The 12,815-nt window shown below is 37.4% G+C and carries 10 protein-coding genes; 8 read left to right on the plus strand and 2 right to left on the minus strand.

From position 1 onward, the window contains the following. Nucleotides 1-181 precede the first annotated feature (181 nt). The 4 genes from D5R40_RS24540 to D5R40_RS40030 all read left to right on the plus strand — a co-directional run bounded on the left by D5R40_RS24540 (nucleotide 182) and on the right by D5R40_RS40030 (nucleotide 2,937). Nucleotides 182-421, plus strand: a complete 240-nt coding sequence (locus D5R40_RS24540) for a hypothetical protein (RefSeq protein ID WP_124146499.1) — start codon at nucleotides 182-184, stop codon at nucleotides 419-421. Further along, complete coding sequence (locus D5R40_RS24545) at nucleotides 394-651, plus strand: type 2 periplasmic-binding domain-containing protein (protein ID WP_124146500.1); 258 nt, start codon at nucleotides 394-396, stop codon at nucleotides 649-651. Before D5R40_RS24540 ends, D5R40_RS24545 begins: the two co-directional genes overlap by 28 nt. 69 nt (nucleotides 652-720) lie before the next feature. Next, entirely contained in the window at nucleotides 721-1,017 is a 297-nt protein-coding gene (locus tag D5R40_RS24550; protein WP_124146501.1) for a hypothetical protein, read from the plus strand. Nucleotides 1,018-1,275: 258 nt separating this feature from the next. Beyond that, nucleotides 1,276-2,937, plus strand: coding sequence for a cobalt-precorrin-6A reductase (locus D5R40_RS40030; protein WP_240039117.1), 1,662 nt, complete (start codon nucleotides 1,276-1,278; stop codon nucleotides 2,935-2,937). A gap of 277 nt (nucleotides 2,938-3,214) precedes the next feature. Here the strand turns inward: D5R40_RS40030 and D5R40_RS24565 are convergent, their stop codons facing one another. Next, nucleotides 3,215-3,766 (minus strand): PEP-CTERM sorting domain-containing protein, encoded by a 552-nt coding sequence (locus tag D5R40_RS24565; RefSeq protein ID WP_124146502.1) that lies wholly within the window; start codon nucleotides 3,764-3,766, stop codon nucleotides 3,215-3,217. Nucleotides 3,767-3,801: 35 nt separating this feature from the next. Here D5R40_RS24565 and D5R40_RS35990 point away from each other — a divergent pair, with 35 nt between their 5' ends. Beyond that, nucleotides 3,802-3,945, plus strand: coding sequence for a hypothetical protein (locus tag D5R40_RS35990; protein WP_161565061.1), 144 nt, complete (start codon nucleotides 3,802-3,804; stop codon nucleotides 3,943-3,945). 118 nt (nucleotides 3,946-4,063) lie between these two features. Here the strand turns inward: D5R40_RS35990 and D5R40_RS24570 are convergent, their stop codons facing one another. Beyond that, complete coding sequence (locus tag D5R40_RS24570) at nucleotides 4,064-7,441, minus strand: ExeM/NucH family extracellular endonuclease (protein ID WP_124155351.1); 3,378 nt, start codon at nucleotides 7,439-7,441, stop codon at nucleotides 4,064-4,066. Nucleotides 7,442-8,921: 1,480 nt separating this feature from the next. Between D5R40_RS24570 and D5R40_RS24575 the strand changes: the two genes are divergently transcribed. From D5R40_RS24575 to hpnH, 3 genes are all read left to right on the plus strand, one after another. Then, on the plus strand, nucleotides 8,922-9,971 hold the full coding sequence (locus D5R40_RS24575; RefSeq protein WP_124146504.1) for a Fe(3+) ABC transporter substrate-binding protein: 1,050 nt from the start codon (nucleotides 8,922-8,924) through the stop codon (nucleotides 9,969-9,971). Nucleotides 9,972-10,302: 331 nt separating this feature from the next. Beyond that, a complete protein-coding gene (locus tag D5R40_RS24580; protein WP_124146505.1) occupies nucleotides 10,303-10,914 on the plus strand; it encodes a hypothetical protein in 612 nt (203 codons plus the stop codon). A gap of 465 nt (nucleotides 10,915-11,379) precedes the next feature. Beyond that, nucleotides 11,380-12,408 (plus strand): adenosyl-hopene transferase HpnH, encoded by a 1,029-nt coding sequence (gene hpnH, locus D5R40_RS24585; RefSeq protein WP_124146506.1) that lies wholly within the window; start codon nucleotides 11,380-11,382, stop codon nucleotides 12,406-12,408. The last annotated feature ends 407 nt before the right edge of the window (nucleotides 12,409-12,815 follow it).

Genomic DNA, 12,815 nt, shown 5'->3' on the forward strand with positions numbered 1-12,815 from the left:
CCAAGTAATGCGTGAACACCCCCGTTGACGGTGGGGTATTAAACCCACAAAGAAAATGATAATGCAGGAAACTGTCCATATTCACTACTGGCATGATTTAATTCGTGATGCTGGTCTAGGTGAATAAAGACCAAAACAATGGAATGATTTTTGGCAATTTTGGCAGAATGCACAAAAAGTTTTGCCTCAACAAAATGACAGTAATATTTATGCTTTCGGTTTGCCCATGTCTATCGATGCTTCAGATAGTTATGTTATATTTGAACAAATTTTGGAGGCCAACAATTTACAAATAGTAGATAAACAGGGCAAATTACAAGTAGATAAACCAGCTATAAGACAAAAAATAATTGAAATTTTAGATTGGTACACTAGCTTTATAAAAATGGATATGTGCCACCTAATGCAGTTAATTGGCTAAATTCTGATAATCATACTAATTTCCTCAATCGCGAGACTTTAATGACAATTAATTCAACTATGTCAATTCCTGTATATCAAAAAGAAGACGAAGAAATTTACTTGAATCAAATGAGAACTATAGAATTTCCAAATAATCCTAATGGAGACAAACCTAGATATTTAATATCTATTAAACAACCTATAATTTTTACATCTTCTGCTCATCCTAAGTTAGCGAAAGATTTTTGATCATATCTAATACAACCAAATAATTTAGGACTTTACATTAAAGGTAGTAAAGGTTGCTATTTTCCGATTATGCCTCAACTATGGGAAGAACAATTTTGGCACGATCAAAAAGACCCTCATATTTCCGTAGCATCTCAACAGTTTGCTGAAGGTCAAACTCACTTATTTGATAATTCTGTAAACCATGTTTATTCTCAAGTACATATAGAAAATATTTGGAGTAAGGCGATGCAGCAAATTCTAATGGCAATTTGCGATTTTACAGCTTCTGCTAATGCTCTGTATGTAGTCCTACCGACAGCTCCCCTAACTAATACCATTTCTCAAAAACTTTTCTACATTTTCTTGAGTAGAGGAGTAGGGTAGTAGGGGAGTGGAGGAGAAGTAAACATAAGAATAATTAAAATTAACTTGACTCAAATTAACAAAAAAAATATTTTACCTGTGTTAATTACTTAATGAATGAAGTGTTACCTAAGTATAGCATTACTTTTAGGAATTGGTATAACTACTTCTTTCAAAAGAGAAAAATTTTAGATGAAAAAATGAGGATCTAGAATCATGTATTTCTGGAAAAAAAGCCTCCTAATTCAGATTGTAGGTTCTTTTTTAATATTGTCGCTAATGACAATATCAATTGTCGGATATACAACCTTTAGTCAAGCAAGAGCATCTTTAAAAGAATCAGTATTTGAACGCCTTAGCTTTGCTGCCAAACTTAAAGAAAATGAACTTAATCGTTGGATTTTAGACCAATGTAAAAATATCTTAGCGATTGCCGAATTACCAGAAATTAATCACCAAGCAAAAATCTTACTAACAACCAAAAAATCTACATCAGAATATAAATATGCTCAAACCTCACTGCAAACTTATTTAACATCTTTTACCACTAATATTGACAGTTTACAAGAAATTTTCATCTTAACCAGAGATGGTAGAATTTTAGTTTCTAGTAATCCTAATAAAATCGGCAAATATCAACCTATAGTACAATATAGCGAAGTCACAAAACCTCTCACAGATAACTTAATATCAAATTTTTACCTCTCTGTTGAAATAGGTCAACCAATGATTAATTTTGCTACTCCTATTCTAAGTAAAAATGGTAAACAATTAGGAATGTTAGCTACCAATCTTAACTTGGAAAGAATTGATACTATTATTCGCAAACAATCAGAGTTAGGAGAGACTGTTGAAACCTATTTAGTGGGGAATATTGGTAGTAGTTTATCAAAGAGACATGCATTAGTTTCAGCCACAAAATTTGGTTCTGAAGAATTTCCTGATGGTATTGAAAGTGATGCTATTAATGCTGCTATGAATGGTAATAATGGCAAAGGGTTATATCAAAATTACAAAAGTGTGCCAGTAATTGGTGTTTATCGGTGGCTAAAAGAACACAATTTAGCATTACTAGCAGAAATACATCAAACAGAAGCATTTGCACCTGCTCGTCATCTAGCTACTTCAATTTTATTAGTAAGAAATATCCTAGCTATTTGTAGCAAAAACTTATCAATTTGGTATAACATGACAAAACAAAAACGAGTGCTGATTTTGGGAGGCACTGGAAATGGATGGAAACTGGCAGCTTTAGCTACTACAATACCGGGGTTAGAGGTAATAAATTCTCTGGCAGGTCGTACTCGTCAACCTTCGATCAAATTTACCCATACGCGAATAGGGAGTTTTGGTGGTGTGCCAGGGTTAACAGAATATCTACAGGCACAACAAATAGATTTGCTAATTGATGCAACTCATCCTTTTGCAGTACAAATTTCTTGGAATGCAGCGATCGCAACTTCAGAATTGAATATTCCTCATTTGATGCTCATCTCCCCACCATGGGAAAAAACAGAAGGCGATCGCTGGGTGGAAGTTGAAAATAAGCAAACTGTTATCGAAATTTTACCAAAATTAGCCCAACGAGTATTTCTGAGCATCGGTCGTCAAGAGTTAGCAAGTTATGCTCATCTCCAAAACCTCTGGTTTTTAATGCGGACTATAGATCCACCTAAACTGAATACCTTACTACCCCCGGGAAAACTATTGACTAAGCGTGGACCTTTTTCCTTATTAGAAGAGCGGTCGCTTTTACAAAAATATAAGATTGAAGCGATCGTTAGTAAAAATAGTGGTGGCGATGCTACCTATGCTAAAATTATTGCGGCGCGGGAATTAGGTATTCCAGTAGTAATGATCCAACGCCCTCCTCTTCCTGATGGAAAACAGGTAACTGATGTAGAAAGTGCAGTTTCTTGGCTCAGAATTTATAGTGATTGAGTCTTTTCTGCTTCATCAAACTAATACAAAACGTCATGTTTTGACATCTTCTAAAACTAGAATAGGGATGCTCCATCGAACACCCCTAAATTCTTGTTTATTAGACATAGGCGTGAAAAAGATATAGACTTTTTGTAAAAGTAGGGAATAGGGAACAGGGAAGATGTTTTTAGGAAAAAAACACAGAAAATGATTTTTTGAGTTATTACACTCTAGTTTATAGCAAATAAAGGGCAAGTTTATTTTCACCAGATGTCTATTAGATACTTTGAAAAAATTATGCTGCATCTTTTGATGATGATGTTTTTCTATTTTTCAAAACACCACTACAACCAGCAGTACCTAAAGCTAATAAACTGAAAACAGCAGTTGGTTCAGGTGTAGATACTGGGGTATCTGGACGTAAATTGTATGCAATGTCTCCTGCACCTTCTCCTTGTCCAGGAATATTGTATGAAAAGAAAGGGTCACTAGAGTCAAATAAGCCTTCTAAAAAAGAGAATTCAGCATCTGTCTCAAAATTCAATCCCAGAAAGTCACCGTCAAGAAATACAACTTCAGGAAAACCATCAGCTTCGGTGTAGTTGATACCTAGAAAATCGAAACTGAGTTCTGATACAGATAAAAATTCTTCACCTATTCCTGTTAATGCAGAATCATCAAATTCAAAAAATCCAGAGTATGTTTCACCTGCTAAAGAACCATCTAAATTATTAACTTCAAAATCATAAATAATTGAAACTGCATTAACAGGATTAGTATTAATGACTGATAAGCTGAGAACTGTAGTTGTAGCAACGAAAGATAACTTTTGAAAAATGTTAGTCATGGTTTTTTTAGTAAAAGGGAGCAAATGTTGGTTGGTTGCGTAAATTTAAAAGTTGTTATGCACCCTATAGCTTCTTGACTATGGTAGAAAAATTACTTGCTTTTTCTCTATTGTACAAAACTTTATCTATTGTACAAAACTTTACTAGCAATGACAATAGTGATAATACTGATGTCTGAAAGAAAATTAATATGCAGTAATTGAGTGAAATAACTTAAACTTTGAGTTTTTTCCATAGTCTGAATCTTCATAGAAAGAGCGATCGCCAGGGAAAGCGATCGCTAAAATCTCAATCAATTAAAAAATGAAATTGTCTGGATTATTCAATTCCGCAGGATTAACATCTTGCACTAACAAGAAAGAGCGAGCGCGACCATTTCCCGCATCACCATCAGGATCGATAGTCAAGATAGTATTTCCACGACGAGAACGGAAACCAACATAACCATCAGCAATGGGATCTACTCCAACAAAACCAAAACCATCTAATACTCCAGCTAGGTCAATTTTATCGCTACCTACTTCAAAGTCAGTAATGATATCTCTTGCATCTACAATGCTAGTGTAAACGAATGTATCGTCACCACCGCCACCAGTAAGAACATCTCGATTTCGGAAACCAGTAATAGTATCATCGCCATCGGTTCCAATCAAATTATCCCGACGCCGAGTACCCTCAATTACTTCTCCAGGAGTGGAGCTTTCCAAATTCAAACCAACTATTATGGGGTCGTGGTCGGAATTGCGGAATGGATCTTGACCGTTGAACAGACTTGGATCGCGTCCGAAATCAAGATTGTAATTAAGAGCATCAGGTTCGTCAGCATTAACGCGCCATTCTGTAGTACCCGTTACCTGGGATAACAGTGACTCATTCGCTAAAGCATAGTCCAGATAGCCAAATTGACCATCAAATACGAAGGAGTAAGCGTCACTGCCAACAAATTCCTCGATTAGGTCTGTGTAACCTTCTGTTTCCAGGGATGTAATTGGGTCTTCCTGAGCGTAAGCATTTAAGTCACCTACAATCAAAAAGTCACTATCTCCACTACCAGTGGGGTCAGTATTTAACCAAGCATTTAGAGCTTCAGCACCTCGTAAACGAGTACCATTGAAGTTTCCTTGTCCGTCACCCGCATCTGCATCGTCACCAGTGCCAGTACCTCCTTTAGACTTAAAGTGGTTAACAGATACTGTCAAGCGTTCGCCTGTCGCTAGTTCTTCAAAAGTGACAGCAAGAGGAGCGCGGTTAGTATCCTCTCCATCAAATACTGTGCCACCTAAACCAAGATCGGGCAGATCGGAATCTGTGAGAACTTCCACTGTTGTTCCAGGAGCAACTTGAACGCTGTCGGTTTTGTAAATTGCACCAACAGAAATTGCATCACCTGTATCCACAAAAGGAACGCCTGGATCGACATAAGCATAAGTCCCTGCACCGACTCGGTCGTTAAGTTCATCAACCAATGTCTCAATGGCAAACTGACCGTCACCATTTTGGTCCCCACCAAATTCGTTCTCTAACTCAACCAAACCAACAATATCTGCGTCAATATCTTCCAGAGCTGTAACCAACTTTTCAACTTGACGGTCAAATTCAGTCTGGTTATCAGCACCACGAGGAGAAAGACCGTTAGGACCGCTACCAGGATTACCATCTTCGTCTAGAGTAGTAAAGAAATTGAGAACGTTGATACTAGCAACTTTCAAATCTCCGCCAACGTCTTCCGGTGTTTCTGGACGAGGGTTAGTTGCTTGGAAATCTATGGGGTTAACAGGTTGAACTCGGTAGTCGCCAAAGCCAAAACTGAGAACACCGGAGAGATTATCAACAGTATCGCCACCCCGTAGAGTATTGGTAGAACTGAGAGGGTTGCCACCACGGCCATGAATAATTGTACTAGGGTTCTGAACAGTTTGACCATCATCAAGAACAATGCGTCGTTTAGAGATCTCTTCTTGATAAGCAGCAAAACCTGCAACGTCTGGAGCATTGAAGTCAGTAAATTGTTCCAGGCGACCATCAGTTCCTGGTTCATTACTAGCTCCATCAGAGGATAGGACGATTTCACCGAAGCGGTCTAAGTTGAAATATTCTGTGACAAATAGGGTATCAGGAATTGTTATTCCCATTCCCTCAAAAGCTTCTAGATCGTCAACTGTAGTCACAGGGAAGTTTACAGTAGCAGGAGTTGGTAAAGTATCTGTACCTTGAATGGAAACAGATACATCGGTTAGCTGAGTCAAACCAAAGAATTCATCTACTGTTCCTGTAACCTGAACAACGTCTCCAATATTTACGTCTACCGCAGGAGAGTCACCATCAAAGATAAAAAGACCTTCAGAGGTTAAAGGATCTGCGTCTGCGTCACTATCTTCTTCTTGAACAAAGAAACCGTTCAAATCTCCATTTGTTCCGCTAGCACCATCCTGGTAGTCTCCCACAACAACAGCTTCAATAGTTACTGTTTGACCCTCTAGTGGACTGGATGTACCACTACCTTGAATCTCACTGATGAGTTTAGTTTCACCAGTACCGCCACCATTATCGCTGGTTCCAGCTGTGGGAGTATTGTCTGAACCAAGGGAGAAGTCACCGAAAACCCAGTCCCCTGTTGTATCGGTATCTACTCCGTCTGCTACACGACGCACACCCGCAGGTAAGAAGGAACCATCCGGACCTAATACTGGAGCATTAAAGAAGAATGAATCTGTAGTACCGCCGTCAGTTACACCAACGGTATCTATAACCACTTCGCTACCAGACACACTGCTTCCCGTCAAACTGCTGGTTTCTACCAAAGCAATAGTATAGCTGCTGTTTTCAACAAAGTTAGAACTAATTTCCTGATTAGGCGTTACACCATAAATACTGTTCTCAAGAATTTGAGTGTTACCAATGAGGAAAAAGCCGTTATCGCCGATAACATCCTCAGCGCCAAGATCGACCCGCTGGTCAATAGTTCCATTACTTGAACCAGCATCACTTTCCACGACAATAATACTCAGACCATCAAGAGATGTTCCAGCTTGACCAAACAACTCAATGAATTCGACATCAGTACCTGTTGTGCTGCCCAAGACCTCGTTGATGACTAGGTTGGAGCCACCACTGCTACCACTAACTGTGAAAGGGTTTGTTGGCATTATTTGTCTGGTGCTATTGCTGCCAGACCAATTAGAGTTATCGCTAATGGCATCTAATAATTCGGCTTGTGTACCAGAAGTAATGCCTGTATAAATAGCGTTATCAATTTCGTCTAAAGCTACTGCTGTTTCACCATTAACTAAACCTGTGGGTAGGGCAGATGTATTGGAACTCGTAGAGTCAGACTGCCATACTCCGGGGTTGCCTTCACTGTTGAGGGCATAAATAAAGGTAGGGTTGCTACTATCTCCTTGATAAGCAATAATTTGGTCGCCATCAACTGAGAATGCAATACTACTGACAGTAGGATTAATTATTGTTCCGGCAGTAATATCTGTGGGTGCTGTCCAAGTAAAAGTGCCTTCATTAGCTCTGAAACTACCAGCAGCTTGCCAACCGTTATCGGTAAAATTAATTTCTGTACCTGCACCAATATCTACTAATGGTGTAAAGGCAAATTCATCTGGGTTATCAAAGTTAAAGCCAATAATGGCTATATCTCCTGATGATAGTGTAGTTGCAGCCATTTTTATTTCCTAATTAATTTGACGATCAGTTAATGTATTTGACTAATTAGTATTGGTTTGATAATTCTTTGTGATTTATTCTCATATGTGAGTCATATTACACACAAAATCAAGATATTATCGGCGAGCTGATGCTCAACTTCTTAGTAATTTGTAAGTTACTTAATTAATCTAAACAAATGTCATCCAATCTTGGGTTAAGTCTAAGTTAAGAACTAGATATCTTTATAGAAACTTTATATTAGACTTGTCCCTTTATAACTTAAAAAAATCCCAAAAACCTTATTCTGCAAGGATTGTAGCTATTGGGTGGCAAAAATGCTTGGAATTATTGCTCTGTCTAGGTTAGAGTAATTTTTTTCCCTTATTTAGCGACAACTCTATTACCTAACAGTTTTGTGAAGATTGTGTAAAGTCAGTCTAGACAAGGGAATTACGTCGATGCCTTAAAAATGACTAGAACCCGTGCTTATTCAGGATTTATGCATTTTTGACGTTAAAGCCTCTGCCCATCTATATTTGATCCTATTTTTTGACTTTATTTTGTGTAAGTCCCAATAATAATATTATGTCTGGTTGAATACTTATAAATAAGGGAGTAGGGAGTAGGGATAATAGGGATATTTGCCCTCTGTAAGAAAATAGGTTTTTTCATCACTAATTATCCGGACTTGATATTATTCCTAAACGTTAATAGAAAATGCTGATATTGGCAGAGAAACAGGTGGTATCTATAATGTCAATTTACCTCCATTTTCTGAGATACTGACGCAACGCTGTGCGAACCCACTAACTAATACCAATTTCATAAAATATTGCAAAGCGTGACGACACACTTAACTGGGAACACCGGAGCTGGGAACAGAGAAAGAAAAACATAAATATTAAAGAGGAAAAAAGGTGGAAATTTGAGAATTTATGGAATTTATAATTTTTTCTTTTAGGAATAAATCACAAATTAAGATGTAACTGCCTTTGCGTGAATTTGGTATAATACAAGGGTTTTGCGCTGCTTTAGCCGATCTTTAAGTATTATTACTGAATTCGGCTGGCTGAAACCAACAGGGTGTCAACTTCTTCAGCAAGCCCTAAGTTTTCAATAATGTCTATTCAAATCAGACACTTGTCATAAGGCCTGGCTGCTTTCTATAAAATTTCTCAGTATAGAAAAATAAATTAATAACTACTTGACAAATATATTTAATTATGAGATAAAACAAATTTGTGAGTAAAACTTAAATAGTGTCTGGAAACAATTTATACATTGTCAAAGTCACTGTCAAAGTCACTACTTATTATAGATAAAATCAGGTCAAATGATCGCAAGTTTTCAAAGGTAGAGTCTAATTTTCTATAAATTAATCCTGATAAAGGATAAAAATTATCAAGAATAAATTGCAATATCATTAAAATTAATCAGCGAAAATTAAGTGATTAGCGATACCTAATTTATCGATCAAAAACGAGGAGAAAATTGAAAATGAAAATTACTAGACGTATATTTTTAGCAACAGGCACAGCAATGGCAAGTGTGGCGATCGCCGAACTTGGTAAAAGTAATCGAGGATTAGCCCAAAGTAGGGCGATAAATCTCTATTCTTCTCGCCACTACGATACCGATCAAGCTCTCTACGACAGTTTCACCAAAAAAACTGGCCTCAAAGTCAATCTCATAGAAGGCAAAGGAGATGAGTTAATCGAACGTATCAAAAGCGAAGGTGCTAACAGCCCTGCAGATGTTTTTATTACAGTAGATGCAGGTCGTTTGGGACGAGCTGAAGAAGCAGGAATCTTGCAACCCATTTCTTCATCTACTCTCAACAGTAAAATTCCAGCAAACCTCCGCAGTCCCCAAAACCTATGGTTTGGTTTCTCCAAACGGGCACGGGTAATAGTTTATAACAAAGACAAAGTTAAACCATCTGAGCTATCAACTTATGAAGACTTAGCCACAGATAAATGGAAAGGCAAAATTCTGATTCGTTCCTCCAATAACATTTATAATCAATCCTTAATAGCATCTTTAATTGAAATTCATGGAATATCAGACACAGAAAATTGGGCAAAAGACTTTGTTAGCAACTTTGCCAGACCTCCAGAAGGAAATGATACTGCTCAAATAAAAGGTGTTGCTGCAGGTATCGGTAATATTGGTATTGCTAATAGTTACTATGTAGGCCGTTTAGCAAAATCTGACAAAGCAGAAGACAAAGCAGTTGTTCAGAAAATAGGAATGTTTTTCCCTAACCAAAATGGGCGGGGTACTCACATTAATATTAGTGGTGGTGGCGTAGTTAAAACTGCCCCAAATAAAGAAGGTGCAATTAAGTTTCTCGAACATTTGGCCAGCCCAGAAGCTCAAAAAATCTTCTCTGAGGGTAACAATGAATATCCTGTAGTTGCAGGTGTACCTGTTCCTAGCGTTTTGACAACCTATGGCAACTTCAAGAGCGATTCTATTAATGTTGCTACTTATGGCAAGTTGAATGCTGAAGCGATTAAATTAATGGATCGTGTGGGCTGGAAATAGTAACGATAATATCATCAGGACTTACGCACGAAGCACGAAAAAGTAGCGTTTGAGATTGCTTTCCGTCCCGGAATGCTCCGCAAACCCTGTGGGTTGCAATGACGGAAATACGTTTTACTGCGTAAGTCCTAGATTATATCAAATCCGGTAGCATTGGTATAATTAGATAGTTAATTAGGAGTCAGGAGTCAACCCACCCCTAACCCCTCCCAGGAGGGGAAGTCAGGACTCAGAAGGGAAGAGAATTTAGAAAGATTTGTTAATGGGTGAAGATGAAAAATTTTTTTATACCGAATTAAACGGATTGGATATTATTTAATGGAGAAAAACAATGACTCGTCAGCCATTACTTGATCCTAATCGTTCTTATACTTTCAGCAATTATTTTGAGTTGGGATTTACGATAGATGATTTGGTTGCTGAATTTGGTTATTCATTTGAGCGAAAATTTCTCACTTTACCACAATATCCTGATGAATTAGACCGAATCACTGATTTAAAGGAGCGCATTGAGGATATATTACCTTATATAGATTTAGATAATGAGGCTACCCGTAGGGAAATGCTCATTGCGCCCATTATCTCAGATTTAATTCATTATTCCCACGCTAAGTTAAGAATAGAATATTCTATTCAAGTTAACAACAGATTGCAAGGAAAATTAGATTATTTGTTACGTTCGACAACGAATTTGATTGTTATTGAAGCTAAACAAGCGGATATTAATCGAGGTTTTACTCAGTTAGCGACGGAAATGATTGCCCTCGATCAATGGATTGATTCCCCACAAACTGAAATTTTAGGGGCTGTAACTACTGGTAATGTTTGGCAGTTTGGTGTTTTAGATCGTCAAGCAAAATTTATCTGTGAAGGAATCAATCTTTACCGTGTTACTGAGGAATTGGAGGTCATAATCAGGATTTTATTAGCTAGACTTGTTTGAATGGATGGGTTTTTGGGATTTTCAGGACTTAATATCATGTCCGGTTGAATACTTATAAATAAACGAGGGAGGAGTCAGAACTCAGGTAGGGGAGCTGTCGGTAGGGCGACCTACAGGAGTTAGGAGGGAAGAGGGAAGAAAAAAGAGAATGACTCCTTAGTCTATAGAACCCATTTGAGATCTATATAATTATGGTAGTCAAGTCTTTTCGTGCATCTATTTTGAGGAAAAATTATCTGAAGGAGTGTTGAATTTTTTTTATTATTTCTCCCCACATCTTCCCTCTTACCTCCTGCCTCCTGTCTCCTGTCTCCTGTCTCCTGTCTCCTGTCTCCTAGCTAACGCGCATATTTATGAAGATACCAAATGGGTTCTATATCACAACGATACATAACAAACTCTTAATGATATAAGTAATGTCTATTGTGTAAAAATAAATAGATTACTTACATTAAGATGTTATTCATGGCAATTCAACTCCAACAAGCTCTAGAAGTAGGAAAATATCTCCTGACTCAACGTCTCAAAGGGCGTAAACGTTTTCCCCTAGTTTTAATGCTGGAACCTCTATTCAGATGTAATTTAGCCTGTCCTGGTTGTGGAAAAATTCAGCATCCGAAGGAAATACTCAAGCAAAACCTCACACCTCAAGAATGTTTTGCTGCTGTAGAAGAATGTGGCGCTCCCGTGGTTTCTATTCCTGGAGGCGAACCTTTATTGCATCTACAAATTGCTGAAATTGTGCAGGGGTTAGTCGATCGCCAAAAATTTGTTTATTTATGCACTAATGGTTTGTTACTTGAAAAGAATATAGATAAATTCAAACCCTCTCCTTATCTAACTTTTAGCATTCATCTTGATGGTTTACAAGCAACTCACGATCGATGTGTTGACCGACAAGGAGTGTTTGAAATAGCTGTTAAAGCAATTCGCGCTGCTAAAGCAAAAGGATTTCGAGTTACTACCAATACTACTGTATTTGAGGGAACAGACCCGAAACAAATGCAGGAATTTTTTGATTTTCTAGAAAGTTTAAGTATTGATGGAATGATGATTTCTCCTGGTTATAGTTATGAGTGGGCACCAGACCAGGAACATTTTCTCAAACGCCAACAAACACAGTTATTATTTAGAGAAATTCTTGCTCCTTTTAAAACTGGTAAAAAGAATTGGAATTTTAATCATAATCCTCTATTTTTAGATTTTTTGATGGGAGAAAAAGATAAAGATTATGATTGTACTCCCTGGGGTAGTCCTAGTTATAGTGTGCTTGGTTGGCAGAAACCTTGTTATTTAATGAATGAAGGATATTATGCTACTTTTAAAGGACTTTTAGAAGAAACTAATTGGGATAATTACGGTTATAAAAGTGGGAATTCTAAATGTGCTGATTGTATGGTTCATTGTGGTTATGAACCGACAGCAGCAATAGCAGCAATGGAGTTAGAAAATATTCCTCAAGTTTTGGGTTCTTTGTTGAAAATTGGGGGTTAAATAAAAGTTATTGTGTCTACGCTCCGATTTTTTGGCAGTTGTAGGGATTAGGGTAAACTTTTTTCGACTACCACTGACAACCTTCTTCAAAAGGATAGCATTACGTCTTTTGGTTAGGACAATAATTTTTGGTGGTAAGGGAACAGAGGAATGTAAAGAGCGTAAAAACCAGAATTACGCCCAACAATTTCGTTAAAGTGGTGATCACCTCCCAAGCGATAATAAATTTTATCTGCCTTTTTCAAATATTCGGGCAACGTTTGATTTAATTAGGGTTTGCTGATTAAATCTAAAAGTATTGACATATAAAGGTTTTAACATTTTTTAGTTGAAAAAAGTCCCAGCTTTTAGGTCGCTTAGGTTCAAAAAATTAGCATTTTAGGCGCATAGTTGCGCAGAAAAATCAA

Origin of the sequence: Okeania hirsuta (assembly GCF_003838195.1) — a bacterium.
GTDB classification, from domain to species: Bacteria; Cyanobacteriota; Cyanobacteriia; order Cyanobacteriales; family Microcoleaceae; genus Okeania; species Okeania hirsuta.